Origin of the sequence: Clostridium gelidum (genome assembly GCF_019977655.1) — a bacterium.
GTDB lineage: Bacteria > Bacillota > Clostridia > Clostridiales > Clostridiaceae > Clostridium > Clostridium gelidum.
In genome coordinates, this window is the sequence record NZ_AP024849.1 from 1,379,840 (window position 1) to 1,398,510 (window position 18,671).

13 protein-coding genes are annotated in these 18,671 nt (G+C 28.8%); 9 read left to right on the forward strand and 4 right to left on the reverse strand.

The window, feature by feature from the left end; genetic code table 11:
- Nucleotides 1-76 precede the first annotated feature (76 nt).
- Entirely contained in the window at nucleotides 77-1,297 is a 1,221-nt protein-coding gene (locus psyc5s11_RS06235) for a peptidase U32 family protein (RefSeq protein ID WP_224036756.1), read from the forward strand.
- Between the two features lie 172 nt (nucleotides 1,298-1,469).
- Here psyc5s11_RS06235 and psyc5s11_RS06240 read toward each other — a convergent pair whose 3' ends face one another.
- From psyc5s11_RS06240 to psyc5s11_RS06250, 3 genes are read right to left on the reverse strand one after another with little or no spacing between them, the layout of a single operon-like run.
- Nucleotides 1,470-2,159 (reverse strand): DUF624 domain-containing protein, encoded by a 690-nt coding sequence (locus psyc5s11_RS06240; protein WP_224036757.1) that lies wholly within the window; start codon nucleotides 2,157-2,159, stop codon nucleotides 1,470-1,472.
- On the reverse strand, nucleotides 2,156-3,955 hold the full coding sequence (locus tag psyc5s11_RS06245; protein WP_224036758.1) for a sensor histidine kinase: 1,800 nt from the start codon (nucleotides 3,953-3,955) through the stop codon (nucleotides 2,156-2,158). The genes psyc5s11_RS06240 and psyc5s11_RS06245 overlap by 4 nt, the downstream gene beginning before the upstream one ends.
- The gene (locus psyc5s11_RS06250; RefSeq protein WP_224036759.1) at nucleotides 3,952-5,499 is read right to left on the reverse strand and encodes a response regulator transcription factor; all 1,548 of its coding nucleotides are present in this window, start codon (nucleotides 5,497-5,499) and stop codon (nucleotides 3,952-3,954) included. Before psyc5s11_RS06250 ends, psyc5s11_RS06245 begins: the two co-directional genes overlap by 4 nt.
- 283 nt (nucleotides 5,500-5,782) lie before the next feature.
- On the opposite strand from psyc5s11_RS06250, the gene psyc5s11_RS06255 reads away from it, so the two are divergent.
- The 4 genes from psyc5s11_RS06255 (at nucleotide 5,783) to psyc5s11_RS06270 (ending at nucleotide 10,457) form a co-directional block, all read left to right on the forward strand.
- On the forward strand, nucleotides 5,783-6,760 hold the full coding sequence (locus tag psyc5s11_RS06255) for an ABC transporter permease (protein ID WP_224036760.1): 978 nt from the start codon (nucleotides 5,783-5,785) through the stop codon (nucleotides 6,758-6,760).
- A gap of 18 nt (nucleotides 6,761-6,778) precedes the next feature.
- A complete protein-coding gene (locus psyc5s11_RS06260; protein WP_224036761.1) occupies nucleotides 6,779-7,669 on the forward strand; it encodes a carbohydrate ABC transporter permease in 891 nt (296 codons plus the stop codon).
- Between the two features lie 55 nt (nucleotides 7,670-7,724).
- Nucleotides 7,725-9,266, forward strand: coding sequence for an ABC transporter substrate-binding protein (locus tag psyc5s11_RS06265; protein ID WP_224036762.1), 1,542 nt, complete (start codon nucleotides 7,725-7,727; stop codon nucleotides 9,264-9,266).
- 204 nt (nucleotides 9,267-9,470) lie between these two features.
- Nucleotides 9,471-10,457 (forward strand): glycoside hydrolase family 53 protein, encoded by a 987-nt coding sequence (locus psyc5s11_RS06270; protein ID WP_224036763.1) that lies wholly within the window; start codon nucleotides 9,471-9,473, stop codon nucleotides 10,455-10,457.
- A gap of 465 nt (nucleotides 10,458-10,922) precedes the next feature.
- Here the strand turns inward: psyc5s11_RS06270 and psyc5s11_RS06275 are convergent, their stop codons facing one another.
- Nucleotides 10,923-11,942, reverse strand: a complete 1,020-nt coding sequence (locus psyc5s11_RS06275) for a glycoside hydrolase family 53 protein (protein WP_224036764.1) — start codon at nucleotides 11,940-11,942, stop codon at nucleotides 10,923-10,925.
- A 551-nt stretch (nucleotides 11,943-12,493) separates the two neighbouring features.
- Here psyc5s11_RS06275 and psyc5s11_RS06280 point away from each other — a divergent pair.
- Genes psyc5s11_RS06280 through psyc5s11_RS06295 form a run of 4 tightly spaced genes read left to right on the forward strand, consistent with a single transcriptional unit; the run spans nucleotide 12,494 to nucleotide 18,664 of the window.
- Entirely contained in the window at nucleotides 12,494-14,581 is a 2,088-nt protein-coding gene (locus psyc5s11_RS06280) for a beta-galactosidase (RefSeq protein WP_224036765.1), read from the forward strand.
- 32 nt (nucleotides 14,582-14,613) lie between these two features.
- Nucleotides 14,614-16,677, forward strand: a complete 2,064-nt coding sequence (locus psyc5s11_RS06285; RefSeq protein ID WP_224036766.1) for a beta-galactosidase — start codon at nucleotides 14,614-14,616, stop codon at nucleotides 16,675-16,677.
- 23 nt (nucleotides 16,678-16,700) lie between these two features.
- Entirely contained in the window at nucleotides 16,701-18,464 is a 1,764-nt protein-coding gene (locus psyc5s11_RS06290) for a methyl-accepting chemotaxis protein (protein ID WP_224036767.1), read from the forward strand.
- Between the two features lie 14 nt (nucleotides 18,465-18,478).
- Nucleotides 18,479-18,664, forward strand: coding sequence for a hypothetical protein (locus tag psyc5s11_RS06295; RefSeq protein WP_224036768.1), 186 nt, complete (start codon nucleotides 18,479-18,481; stop codon nucleotides 18,662-18,664).
- The last annotated feature ends 7 nt before the right edge of the window (nucleotides 18,665-18,671 follow it).

Here is an 18,671-nt window from a genome sequence, read left to right on the forward strand (position 1 = left end):
TTGATAAGTATATAAGACTATAATATTATAAATGTGCTATAGTATTATTTAGTTAATAGATAAGGAGAAATAAAATATGAACAGAATAGAACTTTTAGCACCAGCAGGAAATTTGGAGAAACTTAAAACTGCTATAAATTTTGGTGCTGATGCAGTATATCTTGGGGGAAATAAATTAAACTTGAGAGCAGCAGCAGATAATTTTACAATAGATGAATTAAAAGAAGGTCTTGAATATGCACATTCAAGAGGAAAAAAAATTCATGTTACATTAAATGTAATTCCACATAATGAAGATTTAGTGGGTATAGAAGAATATATTACTGAATTATATGAAATAGGTGTTGATGCTGTACTTATTGCAGATCCAGGGATTATGAGTATAGCTCGTGCGGTAGCACCAGAGCTTGAAATACATTTAAGTACTCAAGCTAGTAATTTAAATTATAAATCTGCTTTGTTCTGGCATAAGGTTGGAGTTAAAAGAATAGTAGCAGCAAGAGAAATGAGTCTTGATGATTTAAAGATACTAAGAAAAGAATTACCAGAAACTTGTGATATAGAAGTCTTTGTTCATGGTGCAATGTGTATGGGATACTCAGGCAAGTGTTTATTATCAAATTATATAACTGGCAGAGATTCTAATAGGGGAACTTGTACACAACCTTGTAGATTTAAATATAATCTATATGAAGAAAGAGAAACAGGTGATTATCATAAGGTTAACGAAGGCGAAGATGGAATTTATTTTATGAGCTCAAAGGACTTGTGTATGATAGAACATATTCCAGAACTTATTGAAGCAGGTATAAATTCTCTTAAAATTGAAGGTAGAATGAAAAGTTCATATTATGTAGCATCTATAGTAAAAGCATATAGAAAAGCCATTGATAAATACATAGAAGATCCTAAAAATTATAAATATGACCCTAAATTAATGGAAGAGCTTATGAAACCTAGCCACAGACCATACACAACTGGTTTTTATTTTGATGAAAAAATAAGACAAAATTATGAAAGTTCAGCATATATACAAGACTATGATATGGTAGGAATTGTGAAGGATTATAATAAGGAATCACATATTGCAACTGTGCAACAAAGAAATAAAGTTTGTAATGGTGATTTAGTTGAAGTTTTAGCTATAAAAGGAGATAACAAGATCATAAAATTTGAGGATATGAGAAAAGAAAATGGTGAGGAAATAGAAAGTGCACCTCGTCCACAAATGATTTTTACTGTGAAATGTGAAGAAGAATTAATGGCTAATGATATTCTCGTTAAAAGTAAAAAATAATCAATGAAAACTGTAACAATGACTTTAGGCACAATCAAAAAAATTTTCATTAGAAATTTATAAATGGCAGGTTGCATCAACTTCTGCACAATCCCAAGAAACAAAGGGACAAGCAGAAAATGGAACAACCTGCCATTAAATAGTTAAATTCTAAAATATATTTTTATCAAAATTATTTATTGCTATCAGATGATAAAAATTTAGTTTCAAGTTCTGTAAATATACTTTTATCATAGTAAAAAAATATAAAACAAATTATATTAGGTATAAAAATTAAGAATATAATTGAAATTTTGTTTGATAAATAATAAATTAAGATAATAACAGCAATTTTTAATATAGTTGTTGGGAATTTTTTTATCATATAGTATATTGATATAATAAATAAATCCTTTAATTTAATTTCAAATCTAGAGTTTATAGGGAAGGTATAGAAGCCTATTACTAATGATATTATAATTAATACAACAAAAATTATATGAATACCTTTTTCTGGCATATTTAAATAGAAGTACTGAAAATCAATGAATAATATAGTAAGTAGAATAATCTCAATTAACCAAAGTTTTAAGTAAGATACAAAATTATTTTTATATGAACTCCAAAAATATGATGAGAAGTATATATCTTTTTCGCGAATTATTTTACCAATTGTAGAGTATAGAGCGCCTAAAGAGGGACCTAAAGGTATCAAACAAATAAATAGGAGTAATAAACTAAAGTTCCTTGGATCTATTGCAGTAAAAATAAAAAATAGTATAAGTAGTATATTACAAATAGATAAATAAACACTACTTAAAAAAAAGTTAATAATATAATTTGATATTGTGTAAATTGGTTTATCGTAAAAATCTTTTTTCATAATGCCTCCAGTATTATAGGTAGTTTTATAGTAACGGTAGTTCCTTTTTCATATATACTGCTGAAAGAAAGTCCATAATCATCACCATAATAAAGTTTCAATCTTTCGTTTATATTTTTAATTCCGTATCCACTACCTTTTGATTCTTTATTCTTAGATTTATGTTTTTCTGATGACAAAATTAAAGGTAAATCACTTTCTTTAATTCCAATACCATCATCAGAAACTTTTAAATAAATATTATTATTAACTATAGATCCAGTAATAATTATTTTTCCTTCTACATTACCTTTTGCAAAAATTCCATGGGTTATAGAGTTTTCAACAATTGGTTGCAGTGTAATTTTAGGAATTAAATAACTTCTAATATCACTATTAACATTAATTTCTAAGGATATTCTATTACTGTATCTCATGTTTTGAATTTCAACATATAAAGAAACATGATGCAATTCATCTTCTATAGGTGTTATATCATTACCTTTATTTAAAGAAAGTTTATAAAATTTAGCTAAATTTTTAACAGCTAAACGTATTTCTGAATTCATATTTTTATAAGCCATCCAATTTATCATATCTAGTGTATTATATAAAAAATGAGGATTAATCTGAGATTGAAGGGCTTTTAATTCTGCATTTTTAACAGCTTTACCAGATTTATATTGTTCATCAACTAATATTGACATTTTACCTATCATATAGTTATAGTTGCTAATAAGTTCGCCAAGTTCATCATCACCATCATTTTCAATAAAATTATCAAGAGTATCGGCATGAACTTCTCTCATACCTCTTATTACTTTAGATAAGCGCCTATTTATAGAATTAAAAAAATAATATCCAGCACAAAGTGAAGCTCCACCAAAAATTAGAACTATAATTATTAAAATGTATCGCTGTGTATTTATTTGGGAGTTTATCATCTCATATGGGACAATATTAATAATACGCCAGTCAGTATTATTAATATATGAACTTTGAATAAATGAAGTATTATTATGAATATTAATATTACTCAATTTAGTATTATTTGTTGGTTTTACATTATTGATAATATCTTTATATTTCATATAAGTACTATCATTTGTAGAAGCAATTACATCGTCATTCGAATTTATTATGCAACTTATACTGCCATCAATAGAATTAATTTTTCCTATTATATTTTCCAAGTCATGTTTCTTAAAATTAAGTATAACATATCCTATATTTTCAGAATAATTATCAGGATTAACAATAGTTTTTCCTAAGCAAAGAAGATCAGGCGAATCAGACCTTAAATATGAAGATGGACACCAAAAAAATCTAGAATTATCACTGTTAATTTTATTTAGCCATTTTGAATTCTCAAGTTGATTCATAGAATAAATATTTACATTTTCATTAGAGTAAATAAAATCTTTATTTACATACAAGTCTATAGTAAAAATATCAACATTATTTTGATTATAAGATAAATTAGATCTTAACTTATATAAGTCGCTAACTTGATCATAAATTGGATAATTTTTAGGATTTTTTCTAAGTATTGAAGTAAAATTATCATCTAAAACTATAGAATTCGATGTGCTATAGATTCTAGATAACTTATAAGTAATATATGAACAAGATTGATCAAACGCTTGCTCAGTAGATAGTATAATATTATCTTCAATCATTGTGGACATTTTTGTGTAAGTATAAGTAAATAATATTGTTAATGGAATTATTATAAGTATTGAATACATAAATAAAAATTGATTAATTAATTTAGAGTTAAAAGTTTTAATTAATTGTCTAACCCAATTTAGTTTCATTTAGAAAAACTCCTCCTATATTCAGATGGAGTATAAGATGTTGCTTTCCTAAAGATTTTAGAAAAATAATTTCCATCACTATAGCCTACTTTGGTAGCAATATCACTCATGCTTATATTAGAGTCCTTTAAAAAGAGTTTAGCTTTTTCAATTCTGTATTCATTAATATACTTGTTTACAGTTGTAGAGGTAAAATCTTTAAAAATAACGCAAATATATGCTGGAGTAAGAAAGGTGTTTTTACTAATTTGTTCTAAACCCAGATTAGAATCAGAATAATTATTATGTATGTATTCTAAAACAGATAAAACAGGGTTACTTTTTGAAGCTTTATCTTTTAAAATAATAAAAAATTCATTGATTTTATCTATTAAAAATCCTTCCAGTATAAAAATATTCGGACACTTTAATATTTGATCAAAAACATCGTTAGAATTTATATAGTCATCAATTGCTATGTTTCTATCAAGAGAAAAGTTAAATATTTTTAAAAATAATCTATAATATATATCTCTAACATATGAAGCTTTAGTACCTGTAAACTTTCTGATTTCAGAAGTTAAATTTTTTATTATTAAAATAATATTTTGATTATCTTCTTTAGAAAGATATGCATCAAATTCAGAATAAATATTTTCATTAAGTATATAACTATCATTAGTATTACTTAATGGAAGTATTATAGAATTATAGTCATAAAAAAATGTGTGATTTGACATTATACAAGCTGAATCATATGACCTTGGAATATCTGTCATTTCAGAAACAATGTTACCAACACAGATATAGTAATTTGTATTGGTTGCTAAATATTCACCAATTGATATAAATAAGGAATTAAATAAACTAGATTTAATATCCATATAAATTTTATCACTATTAGTAAAGAAAAGGTGAAGAATTATTTCATTTTCATTTTTTATAGATATAAAATTATTAAAGAGGTATAAAGAACAAATACCTTTTAATGTGTCAATAAGTTTCTCATTTTCATTTTTAATTGGAGTTTGCACTTTAAGTAAAACGGTTACAAAAAATGCCTTATATAACTTTTCTTGGATTTCTTTAGAAACACAAGAATTAATGATATTTTCTATATTTGATTTGTTATATTCACTACTCATTTCTAGTGCAATTTTATTTTCAATACTATCCTTTAATGTTTTAGATTTTAAATTTTCTGAAATTGCAGATTTAAGTGCATTTTCAAGCTCATCTAATTCAATAGGTTTTTCAACATAAGTGATCGCCTTAAGTGCAATAGCTGATTTTAAATACTCTTTATCTGAATACCCACTCATAAAAATTATAGAACATTCAGGATATAACTTTCTTATTTCAAATGCTAATTCTATACCGTTCATACGAGGCATTCTAACATCCGTCAATAATATATTAGGTTCAAAATCCTTAGATACATTTAATGCATCAATGCCATCGAATGCTTGTCTAGTTTCAGTTATACCAAGTTCATCTAAAGGTAACATTTCAAGAAGACCTTCACGAGTGAAAATTTCATCATCTACAATTAATAAATTTATCATCAGATTACCCCCTCATAAACTAAAATAAATGACATGTTGATTGATAACGTATAAATAAAAGAATATCAATTTAAGAGGAGAACTAGAATTATAGTTCAAATAAAAAAAGCATAGCAGTAATATTTACATTGATAGTATACAACAAAAATAGAAAATAGAAAATAAAACTTTACTAAAAGAAAATAAAATTTTACTAAAAGTAAATAAAATTACTACAAAAAAGCTTTTTTGAAATGATATTATTATGTTGTTGATGAAAACGTATAACAAAAGGAGGATATATATGGAGAGAGGAATTAATCAGAATTTAGTTAATGATGATTACATTATAAAAGACATTAGTAAAAGCGCTAGTATTTTAAAGGAGATTAAAAAAAATAAAGTATTACTATTAATGCTATTACCAGCAATACTTTATTTTTTCATATTTAGTTATATTCCTATGGGGGGAACAGTTCTAGCCTTCAAAAATTATAACTTTAGAGATGGAATTTTTGGAAGTCCTTTTGTAGGATTTGATAATTTCAAATATTTTTTCTTATCAGGACAAGCATTTACAGTAACAAGAAATACTATTCTTTATAATGTAGGGTTTATAGTAGTAAATACAACTTTGCAAATGGGAATGGCAATATTGATTTCAGAAATTTCTAAAAAATATTTTAAAAAAATTGCTCAAACAGCAATGTTTTTACCATATTTCATTTCATGGGTTGTTGTAGGTGTAATTGCTTACAACATATTAAATGTTGAAAATGGAACAATAAATGCAGTTTTAAGCAAACTAGGCTTTGAAAAAGTAAATTTTTATGCGAATACTTATGCCTGGCCAATTATATTAATATTTGCTTCAGCTTGGAAGAATGTTGGATATGGAACTGTATTATATTTAGCAGCAATCATGGGAATAGACTCAGAAATTTATGAAGCTGCAAAAATTGATGGAGCAAATATTTTTCAGAGAATTTTCAAGGTTACAATTCCATGTTTAGTTCCTACACTAACAATACTTACGCTACTTGCAATCGGAACTATATTTAGAGGTGATTTTCAAATGTTCTATCAACTCGTAGGTAATAATGGACCTTTATTTAATGCAACAGATGTTATAGATACATTTACATTTAGATCATTGGTGCAATCTGGCGAAGTTGGAATGTCCGCAGCAGCAGGTTTATATCAATCAGTATTTTGTTTTATAACAATAATAATAACGAATTATATAGTAAAACGTTATGATAAAGACAATTCATTATTTTAATAGGAGGTGAGACGTAATATGAAAAAATCTGCAGACGTAAAATTATTTAATGGAATAAGTTATGGTTTGATTACAATAATAGCACTGCTATGTTTAATACCATTTGCACTTGTTGTAATGGGATCAATCACTGATGAGAAAGAGATTATTGCTAATGGATTTTCACTTTTTCCACAAAGTTTTTCATTAGAAGCATATAGAACAGCATTAAAAGAACCGGTAGCAATACTTAGAGCATATGGTGTTACAATAAGTTTGACAACTATAGGAACAGCTCTTGGATTATTTACAGTAGCAATGACAGCATATGTACTTCAAAGAAAAGACTTTAGATGGAGAAATAAATTTTCATTCTTCTTCTATTTTACAACATTATTTAGTGGTGGACTTGTACCATGGTATATACTGATGGTTAGATATCTTGATTTAAAAGACAGTTATCTATCATTATTATTGCCACCAATGCTAAGTGTATTTAATATTATTCTCATGAAAAGTTATTTAGGTGGTATACCTAAAGCGCTTACTGAGGCTGCAAAAATTGATGGGGCAGGGGATTTTGAGATATTTTGGAAAATAATATTACCTTTATCAAAACCTGCACTTGCAACAGTTGGATTATTTATAGCAATAGGATACTGGAATGATTGGTACAACAGTATGTTATTTATTAATAATGAAAATCTATATTCACTTCAATATTACTTGTATAAAATAGTAAATAATGTTGAGGCATATAAGACTGTTTTATCTCAAACTGGAGGAAGTGTAGGCTCAGCAATTAATATGCCTAGTGAGTCTTTAAAGATGGCGCTTACAGTAATAGTAACTGGACCAATAATATTAGTATATCCTTTTATACAAAAATATTTTGTATCAGGTATAACTATAGGAGCAGTTAAGGAATAAAGCTCATAATTTTAATTTACAATAAATGGAAAAAAGTGAACAGGGGGAATAAAAAATGATAAAAAAAACTATTAAGAAAATGATTGCTGTTGGATTAACAGCAATGCTTGCAGGAACACTTATGATAGGGTGTGGAAGTTCTAGCAGTAAAAGTGCTGATGCTTCAGATCCATCTAAATTACAAGAAGTAAAATTAAAAATGTACCTTATAGGGGATAAGCCAAAGGATTTTGATACTGTATATGGTAAAGTAAATGAAATTATGAAGAAAAAAATTAATGCAACATTAGATGTTAGCTTTTTGCCATGGTCTGATATGACTACTAAATATCAACTATTATTTCAATCAGGTGAGAATTTTGATATGATTTTCACAGCATCATCATGGGGGTATTATAGTCAAGTAGCAACAAAAAATGGGTTCTATGAACTAACAGACGATATGTTAAAAAAATATGCACCTAATATCTATGAAAATGAGCCAAAAGATGCATGGAAGCAAGGAAAAATAAACGGAAAGAATTACATGATTCCTAGTGACCAAGAAGAATATGGAACAAGGGTATTTGGCGCTAGAGGTGATTTAATGAAGAAATATGGAATTGATAAAATTGATAACTATGATCAATTAGAAGCATATATGGATGCTGTTTCTAAAGATACAGCAAGTGGTGTCAAAGTAATTGCAAATGGTGGTGGTCAAAATCTTCAATACCCATATATGATGGAGAGGTATGGATTTGGAGGGATTAGTGGAGCACCATTACCATCAATAGGATTTAATGTTAATGATCAGTCAGGAAATATATTTGCATATGTAGATACTCCAGAATATAAAGAATATGCACATAAAATGAAAGAATTCGCAGATAAGGGATATTGGGCAAGTGATTCAATTTCAAGTAAAGCAACAAGAGATGATGACTTTGTAGCTGGAAAAACTGCATTAATGGTTTGGAACATTGGATCTGTAGCAGATAGAGTACAAAGAATGAATAAAAGTAATCCAGAATGGAATGCTCAAGTTATTGACCAAACAAAGGGAACGAATAGATTAATAAATACTTATACAAATAATGGTATGGCTATCAATGCTATTTCTAAAAATCCTGAAAGAGCATTAATGGCATTAGATCTATTAAGATATGATAAAGATATTTATGAGTTAACTTGGTTCGGAGTTGAAGGAACTCACTGGCAAGCAGAGGGAGATAAGCAATATAAAACTTTAGATGCAAGTGAAAGCTTTCCAACAGGAAATGTGTGTCCTTGGGGTTGGTATAGCCAAAAAGAACATCGTAAACCAGCAGATCAACCAGCTATAGTTCAAGAAACAATAGATAAGTGGAAATCAGACTATACAGTAACTAATCCATTAGCAGCATTTTCATTTGATGATAGTAAATTGAAAAATGAAATGTCAGCAGTAGGAAATGTTATAACTCAATATGGAGTACCTCTTGATTTAGGAATGGTTCAAGATGTTGATGCTGGTATAAAGCAATATAGAGAAAAATTATCAGAAGCAGGATTTGACAAGATATTAGAAGAATGTAAGACTCAATCAAAGAAGTATATGGACGAATATAGCAAATAATTAATATTTAAGTTTAAAAACATAATGGCAGATGATTTGAATTAAAAATCATCTGCCATTACTACATATGAATATGAAAAGCGGGATAATAGCTTTGGATTTTATAAAAGATATTGATATATAAATGATATATGAAGTAGATATCCCAAAGTAGGCTGTATATGGGATATAGAAGCAATTTATGATTATGATATAGAGTAATGTATGATAGGAGAAATAGAAATGGTAAATAAAAAACATAATGAAGAAACGAGTTTTGCAAAAGGTGCAGATGTAGGCTGGCTACAGCAGATGGAAGCAACAGGATATAAGTTTTATAATGATAATGGAGAAGAAGATTGTCTTAAGATTTTGAAGGATCATGGAATTAATTCAATACGTTTGAGAACTTGGGTAAATCCTTCTGACGATCCTGCCAGCGGTCATTGTAGTACTGATGAAATCGTGGAGATGTCAGTACGTGCAAAAAGAATGGGATTTAGATTGATGATAGATATTCATTATAGTGACAGCTGGGCAGATCCTGAAAAGCAAAAGAAACCTGAGGCTTGGGAAAAGCATAGTTTTGATCAATTGGTATTAGATGTTTATGATTACACTTTGGAAGTCATGAATGCATTAAAGGTTAAGGATGTTAATCCTGAATGGGTGCAGGTAGGTAATGAAATTCCCAGTGGTATGTTGTGGCCAGAAGGAAGCACTGATAACTTTGGACAATTATCCAAGTTGTTAAATAGCGGTTATGAAGCAGTAAAAGCCGTATTTAAGGAAGCAAAGGTTATTATTCACTTGGATCAAGGAGATAACCGAGAGAGGTTTATTAGCTTTTTTGACAATCATAAGGCTAATGGAGGGAAATATGATGCAATTGGTGTGTCTTATTATCCATACTGGGTAGAAAAAGATTATACTGAAACCATAGATAATTTGAGCAATAATTTAATTGAATTTGCAACCAGGTATGGCAAAGAAGTAATAGTATGTGAGATCGGTGGAGAAGATACAAATGTAAGGAATAATTATGATATGCTTAAAGAAGTTATAATGAGAGTAAAGGCTATTCCAGAAGGAAAAGGATTAGGAGTGTTTTATTGGGAACCGCAAGGAGCATATAGTTGGAGCAAATATAAATTAAGTGCTTGGGGCAAGGATGGAAGACCTACTGCAGTTCTTGATGCATTTTTACTTTAATTTTCATAAAATATTTATTGTTGAAAAATGATTTCTTCATACGGTGACAGTCACTAAAAGAGATATTACGCTATTTTTATAGGAAGTAATATCTTTTTATTTGCATCTAAAAGTAAATCACATAAGAAATTTGTAATATTTTAATAGAAAAAAATTTATTGATTTTTATGTAATATGGTTTATAAAAACATATATCCTCCATATATAAAAGATATATATATATTATTTAAAGGAGTATGATGAAAATGAGAGAAAGAAAATATATTATTATTTTATTGATTAAGCCTTATCTAAATAATATCTGTCAAATTTCAACTGATATCTGAATAAACTTAGATTTCACAGTGAATCTCTATAAAAAAATTAAGCCAGAGTTCTAATTCATGAGAACTCTGGCTTAATATTTTGTTATGCTAAAACTTCATTTAACTTAGTAAATCCTATTTGTATTTAACAAATTATTTTCTAGAGAAATGCATCTAATGCCGCTGTTGGCTTTCCGGTACTGTCAAAGGCACCTTTATAATATTTATTCCAATCACCGTAACATTCAGGTTCCCAGTAGAATACGCCTATACCTTTTCCACCAGAAACAGATTTTGTTTTATTTATTATATCTGTAAGAAAAGCCTTACAAATTAATGGTGAATTAACATCCATACCAACTTCACATAACATAACTTCTTTACCATATCTATTTACCATGTCATTCATATTAGCCAAACATAATTTATTTAGACTGGCCCAGTTAGTTGTATTAGGATATAATGACATACCTATAACATCATACTTTGCACCATTTGCTTTAAGTCCATCAAACAGCCACCTAAATACTTCATTATTATCTCCACCAGGAAGGTGTATTACAACCTTAGAGTTACTGCTTACTTTTTTCACAGCATCATAACCACTATTAACAAGCCACGCAAAGTTCTTCATATTTGTGGAAGCTCGTCCTTCTTCCCATAGCATACCATTATTGGTTTCATTTCCAACTTGAACCCACTCTGGATTTACTCCATTTGATTTTAATGTGCTCATTACATCATAGGTATAATTATAAACTGCATTCATTAAACCATTAAAATCGTAGTTTTTCCATGCTGCTGGTTTAGCCTGTTGTCCTGGATCACACCATGTATCGCTATAATGAAAATCTATTAATATTCTGAATCCCATATTTTTTGCACGTACTGCTTGTTTTACTACATCATCCTTGTTGCAAAACCCACGTGAAGGGTTAACCCATACCCTAAATCTAATTGAATTTATACCATGGTCTTTTAATATTTGCAAGCAATCCTGTTTAACACCATTACTGTTATAAAAGGCCCATTTATAATATTCCATTTCTGATAGCCAACCTACATCTGCACCTTTTGCAAACGTAGTCGTAGCTTGAACATTTTTAGTTGGAAAAAAAGTTAAAATTAAAATCACACATAATGCTAGAGAAAAAATACTTCTGAAATTTTTGATTAACATAGAATCCCTCCTTAAAAAAAATTGAAATGTAAACGCTTTGATTATACGATTACATTAGATCCAATTTTAGAATATCATGTTATTAGCAACTATATATTAGTAATTTCTTTAGTTTGTAGTAAAATGTTTAAATCTTTTCGCCCATCAAAATGTATTTTGACTTTTCTATTGAAATTTAATTATTTTTCTAATAAACCCTTGAGACGCTACTTTGTTTGTTTTTTGTGAAAAGTAAATATAACAAAGTTGACTCTCATTTTCGAGCCCTTTCTAAGTGAAAAGTTAAACTTTATGAAGTTTAGTATTTAGTGATGCAAAGTATTTCATGAATAATCTGGGGAGTTTTAAACAAAAATGATGCTCCATTTTTGTTTAAGTTGAAAACTCTCCAAATTATTGAATTATAAAAGATAATATTTTACTAAAAGTAAATAAAATTACCACATAAAGTATTAATAATAATGCTAACATTATGTTATTGATGAAAACGTATAAATAAAAATATTTATTGGTTTAAATTAAGTATGTGAAAAATGTAGGAGGAATTATTTATGAACAAAGAATTTTCAGTATTTAATAATAAAGTAAAGGGACTTTTACATGGGGGAGATTATAATCCTGACCAATGGTTAAGGTATCCAGAGGTTTTAAAAGAAGATGTTCGTCTTTTAAAATTAGCAAATTGTAATTGTGTTTCTATAAACATATTTGGTTGGAGTGCAATAGAACCAGAGGAAGGTAAGTATACCTTTGAATGGTTAGATAAAATTATGGATGACATGGAAGAAAATAATATTCATGTAATATTAGCTACTCCAAGTGGAGCAAGACCAGCCTGGATGTCTGAAAAATATCCAGAAGTTTTAAGAGTAAATAGTGATAGAAGTAAAAATCTTCATGGACAAAGACATAATCATTGTTTTACTTCACCAATATATAGACAAAAGACTTATGAAATAAATAAGCTTTTAGCAGAAAGATACAAAGATCATCCATCATTAATAATGTGGCATATTTCAAATGAATATGGTGGAGACTGTCATTGTGAACTTTGCCAGGATGCATTTAGAAATTATCTTAAGAAAAAATATAATAACGATTTAGAAAAACTAAATGAAGCATGGTGGACAGGCTTTTGGAGTCATAAATTCACCAGCTGGTCTCAAATAGAAAGTCCATCTGAAAAAGGTGAAGTATATGTTCATGGACATAACCTTGATTGGAATAGATTTGTTACAGATCAAACAATAGATTTCTATAAAAATGAAATTGCACCAATAAGAGAAATTACACCTGGCGTACCTGTAACAGCTAATTTCATGGGAAATTATCCTCATATGGGATTATTCACAGGCCTTGATTACTGGAAATTTGCAAAAGAAGTAGATATAGCATCTTGGGATAATTACCCTGCATGGCATAATGATTTTGAAAGTACTGCAGACTTGGCAGCTAATGTAGGTTTTGTACATGATATATATAGATCATTAAAAGGTGGACAATCATTTTTAGTTATGGAAAGTACGCCAAGCCTCGTAAACTGGCATGATACTAATAAATTAAAACGTCCCCAAATGCATTTCTTATCATCAATGCAAGGGATAGCTCATGGAGCAGATTCAGTTTTATATTTTCAATGGAGAAAAGGAAGAGGGGCTTCAGAAAAATTCCATGGAGCTGTAGTAGATCACTGTGGTCATGAAAATACTAGAGTATTTAAGGAAGTATCAGAAGTGGGAGCAGCATTTAATAAGTTAAAAGAAATTCAAGGAGCTACATCAGAGTCAAAAGTAGCAATAATATATGATGTTGAAAACAAGTGGGCAGTAGATGATCTGCAAGGTTTAAAGAAATATAGAAAAAGATATGATGAAACTTGTCAGGAAGCTTATAAAGTATTCTGGGAAAATGGAATTTCAGTAGATGTAATTAATATGGACTGTGACATTTCAAAATATGATTTGGTAGTAGCACCAATGTTATATATGGTTCGTCCAAATGTAGCTGAGAGAATTACTGAATTCGTGAAAAAAGGTGGAAATTTTGTAACTACTTATTTTAGTGGAATTGTAGATGAAAATGATCTTTGTTTCCTAGGTGGATTCCCAGGACCTCTAAGAGAAGTTACTGGAATTTGGGCGGAGGAAATAGATTCATTATATGATGGTGAAGTTAATCATTTAGAATTTACTTCTAATAATGTAGAAAATTTAAAGGGAACTTATGAAGTTACAGACTATTGTGATTTAATTCATGCAGAAACAGCAGAAGTTCTTGCAGTATATAAAAATGATTTTTATGCTAGTATGCCAGCAGTAACTGTAAATAAATATGGAGAAGGAAAATCATATTATATAGCAGCAAGAACTGGAGAAGACTTCAATAATGATTTCTATTCAAAACTGATTAATGATTTAAATATTAAGAGTGTTATAGATGGAACCTTGCCAATAGGAGTTACAGCACAAATGCGTAGTAATGAAAAGAATAATTATACATTTGTAATGAATTTTACTGAAGAAGAAAAGATTGTATCACTTGGTAAAGAAGAATATGTAGATATGCTTTCTGGTGAATTAGTAAATAGAGAAATCAAATTAATTAAATATGGGATAAGGATTTTAAAACAATGTAAATAAAACCAATAATTTATTGCATATGGAGGTGTTTTATGAATAATGAGTTTTCTACATTTAATAATAAAGTAAATGGATTTTTGCATGGAGGAGATTATAATCCAGATCAATGGTTAAAGTATCCAGAACTTTTAAAAGAAGATATTCGTCTTATGAAGTTAGCTAATTGTAATTGTGTTTCTATAAACATATTTGGTTGGAGTACAATAGAGCCTGAAGAAGGTAAGTATACTTTTGAATGGTTAGATAAAATCATGAATGATATGGCCAAAAATAATATTCATGTAATTTTAGCTACTCCAAGTGGTGCACGACCAGCCTGGATGTCTGAAAAATATCCAGAGGTTTTAAGAGTAAATAGTGATAGAAGTAAAAATCTTCATGGACAAAGACATAATCATTGTTTTACTTCACCAATATATAGACAAAAGACTTACGAAATAAATAAACTTTTAGCAGAAAGATATAAAGATCATCCATCATTAATAATGTGGCATATTTCTAATGAATATAGTGGAGAATGTCACTGTGAATTTTGCCAGGATGCATTTAGAAACTGGCTTAAGAAAAAATATAATAATGATTTAGAAAAACTAAATGAAGCATGGTGGACAGGTTTTTGGAGTCATAAATTTACTGGTTGGTCACAAATAGAAAGTCCATCTGAAAATGGTGAAATTTTTGTTCACGGACAAAATCTTGATTGGAAAAGGTTCGTTACAGACCAAACAATAGATTTTTATAAAAATGAAATTAAACCAATAAAAAAAATAACACCGAGTGTACCTATAACTACTAATTTTATGGGGACATATGCAGGTCTTGATTACTTTAAATTTGCAAAAGAAGTAGATATAACGTCATGGGATAGTTATCCAACATGGCACAATGATTTTCAAAGTACTGCAGAGTTAGGATCAAGCATTGGTTTTGTCCATGATATGTATAGGGCATTTAAAAATGGGCAACCATTTTTGGTAATGGAAAATACTCCAAGCCTCGTAAACTGGCATGATGCAAATAAATTAAAACGACCAGGAATGCATTTATTATCATCAATACAAGCCTTAGCTCATGGATCAGATTCAATTTTATATTTCCAATGGAGAAAAGGAAGAGGTGCTTCAGAAAAGTTTCATGGTGCTGTAGTAGACCACTCAGGACATGAAAATACCAGAATATTTAGAGATGTATCAGAAGTTGGAGAAGTTTTAAGTAAACTTAGAGAAATTCAGGGATCTACTGCAGAATCTAAAGTAGCAATAATATATGATGGAGAAAATAGATGGGCAATTGAGGATTTACAAGGTTTAAAGAAATATAGAAAAAATTATGAAGAAACTTGCCAAGAAGCGTATAGAGTATTTTGGGAAAGTGGAATTTCAGTAGACATTATTAATATGGACCGTGATATTTCAAAATATGATTTAGTAGTAGCACCAATGTTATATATGGTTCGTCAAAATGTAGCAGAAAGAATTACAGAATTCGTGAAAAAGGGTGGAACTTTTGTAACTACTTACTTTAGTGGAGTTGTTGATGAAAATGACCTTTGCTTCTTAGGGGGATTCCCAGGACCACTTCGAGAAGTTATGGGAATATGGTCAGAGGAAATAGATTCATTATATGATAATGAAGTAAATAATATAGTGTTTAAGGATAATAATATAGAAAATATTAAAGGCACTTATGAAGTTAAAGATTATTGCGATTTAATTCATGCAGAAACAGCAGAAATTCTTGCAGTATATAAAAATGATTTCTATGAAAATATGCCAGCAGTAACTGTAAATAAATACGGAGAAGGAAAGGCTTATTATATAGGAGCACGAACAGGGGAAGATTTCAATAATGATTTATATTCAAAGATTATAAAGGATTTAGGAATTACGAGTGTTATAGATGGAGAATTACCAAAGGGAGTTACAGCTCAAAAACGTAGTAATGGTGAACATAAATTTACCTTTGTAATGAATTTTACTGAAGCAGAAAAGACTGTATCACTTGGAAAAGAAGAATATGTAGATATGCTTTCTGGTGAAAAAGTAAGTAAAGAAATCTGTTTAAATAAATATGATATTAAAATTTTAAAACAATAAAATTTTTGAATGAAGGTGCATTTATGAAATTTACAATTTACAAAAAGATGAATTCTAATATAAAATTTAAGGGCTTAAAAGGACTGAGAACTCATATAAAATTTATGGATTTTAAAAAGTTGCCAATAAAAAAGAAATTATTAATGTCATACATGACTATGGCAATTCTTACAGTTATATGTGGCGGATTGGGATTAGTTTTTTTACAAAAAACTAATAGTGATTATGAATATGCATTAAAAAATTATGGTTTTTCACAAGGTGTTATTGGAAATCTTGGCATGGAAGTTCAAAATTCGAAGTCTGTTATAAGAGACGTTATAATGTTGGAAGACAGCAATCAATTAACGGAAGCTAAAAATGAACTTGATATTTCTATGTCTAAAATTCAAGAGATGATAACAGAACTTGAAAAAGCTAATGAATCCAAAACTGATAAGACATTACCTAAGAAGATTTCATATGATGTAGCACTATATCAGGCAGTTAAAATTGAAGTTATCAATTTGAGTATGGCAAAGAAAAATGATGAAGCACTAAATTCACTTAGAGAAAAGGGAACACCACTTATGAATCAAATAACAGATGATGTTTCAGCGTTAATGAATGAAAGTATAACTATGGGAAATGAAGTAGTAAGCAGATTAAAAATGCTTCAAATAATAGCAAGTTCTATTATTGTATTAGCAATTATAGGAGCTTGCGTATTTACTGTAATATCAGCGGTTTATCTTGCTAAAATTATAGGGAATCCTATAAAAGAAATCTCAAAGCTTGCAGAAAAAATAGCTGAAGGTGATTTAAATGTTTCTATTGATATAAATTCAGAAGATGAAATTGGGGAATTGGCAGATTCATTTTCAATAATGGTTAAAAATCTTAGAAGTTATATATATGAAATATCAGACGTATTGGGGAATATTTCAAGAGGAAATATAGATATAAGCACTAAAGTAGAATATAAAGGCGATTTTATAACATTAAAAAATTCAATGGATACTATTTTAAATTCACTTAATGAAGTTTTTTATGAATTAAATGATTCTTCAAATCAAGTAAATGTGGGAGCAGAACAGGTTGAAAGTACTTCTCAGGTCTTATCAGAAGGGGCTGCAGAACAAGCAAGTGTAATTGAAGAGCTTTCAGCATCAATGGAAGAAATAAACGGCAAAATAGAAAAAAATGCTAAAAGTACAAGTAATACTAATGAAATTGCTCATAAATTAACACATGACGTAGAGGAAAGTACAAGCCAAATGAAAGAAATGGTAAATGCAATTAATGACATTGAAAAAGCTTCTAAGGATATTAGTAATATAATAGTGAAAATTGATAAAATAGCATCTCAAACTGATTTGCTTGCATTAAATGCAGCAATAGAAGCAGCTAGAGCTGGCGAAGCTGGAAAAGGATTTTCAGTTGTAGCAGATGAAGTAAGAAAGTTATCAAGTCAAAGTGCAGAAGCTGCAAAGGAAAGTAATCAGCTTATTAAATTGAGCATGCAAGCTGTAGCAAAAGGTAGATTAATAGCAGATAATACTGCATCAAAATTATTTGTTGTTGCAAATAATGTAAATGAGACTACTAATTTAATAGAAGATATTGCAAGTGCAACTGAGGAACAATCACAAGCTATTAAACAAATAAATGATGGAATAATGCAAATTTCAGAGGTGGTTCAATCAAATTCAGCAATAGCAGAGGAAAGTGCAGCTGCTAGTGAAGAATTAACAGTGCAAGTAGAAATACTGAAGAATATGATTGGAAAGTTTAAGCTAAGAAGTTAAGATGAGAAACAATAATGATAAATACAAAGTATGATAAAGAAATAAGCTGTACCAATATAGTTAAAGTATATTTATTTTCTTTATCAACAGAGTGTTTATTAAAAGGTATCAATTTAGGAAGTTTAACAAATTATAGAAGAATTGATATAAGAGGCAAAAATAAAATATTACTAATCATAGTGATATTTTATATAATATAGAAAATAA

What these genes read in the sequence shown, in the direction of transcription:
- psyc5s11_RS06290 (WP_224036767.1), top strand. Translation starts at nt 16,701, where the DNA reads ATGAAATTTACAATTTACAAAAAGATGAATTCTAATATAAAATTTAAG.
- psyc5s11_RS06275 (WP_224036764.1), bottom strand. Translation starts at nt 11,942, where the DNA reads ATGTTAATCAAAAATTTCAGAAGTATTTTTTCTCTAGCATTATGTGTG.
- psyc5s11_RS06265 (WP_224036762.1), top strand. Translation starts at nt 7,725, where the DNA reads ATGATAAAAAAAACTATTAAGAAAATGATTGCTGTTGGATTAACAGCA.
- psyc5s11_RS06250 (WP_224036759.1), bottom strand. Translation starts at nt 5,499, where the DNA reads ATGATAAATTTATTAATTGTAGATGATGAAATTTTCACTCGTGAAGGT.
- psyc5s11_RS06240 (WP_224036757.1), bottom strand. Translation starts at nt 2,159, where the DNA reads ATGAAAAAAGATTTTTACGATAAACCAATTTACACAATATCAAATTAT.
- psyc5s11_RS06295 (WP_224036768.1), top strand. Translation starts at nt 18,479, where the DNA reads ATGATAAATACAAAGTATGATAAAGAAATAAGCTGTACCAATATAGTT.
- psyc5s11_RS06285 (WP_224036766.1), top strand. Translation starts at nt 14,614, where the DNA reads ATGAATAATGAGTTTTCTACATTTAATAATAAAGTAAATGGATTTTTG.
- psyc5s11_RS06260 (WP_224036761.1), top strand. Translation starts at nt 6,779, where the DNA reads ATGAAAAAATCTGCAGACGTAAAATTATTTAATGGAATAAGTTATGGT.
- psyc5s11_RS06280 (WP_224036765.1), top strand. Translation starts at nt 12,494, where the DNA reads ATGAACAAAGAATTTTCAGTATTTAATAATAAAGTAAAGGGACTTTTA.
- psyc5s11_RS06235 (WP_224036756.1), top strand. Translation starts at nt 77, where the DNA reads ATGAACAGAATAGAACTTTTAGCACCAGCAGGAAATTTGGAGAAACTT.
- psyc5s11_RS06270 (WP_224036763.1), top strand. Translation starts at nt 9,471, where the DNA reads ATGATAGGAGAAATAGAAATGGTAAATAAAAAACATAATGAAGAAACG.
- psyc5s11_RS06245 (WP_224036758.1), bottom strand. Translation starts at nt 3,955, where the DNA reads ATGAAACTAAATTGGGTTAGACAATTAATTAAAACTTTTAACTCTAAA.
- psyc5s11_RS06255 (WP_224036760.1), top strand. Translation starts at nt 5,783, where the DNA reads ATGGAGAGAGGAATTAATCAGAATTTAGTTAATGATGATTACATTATA.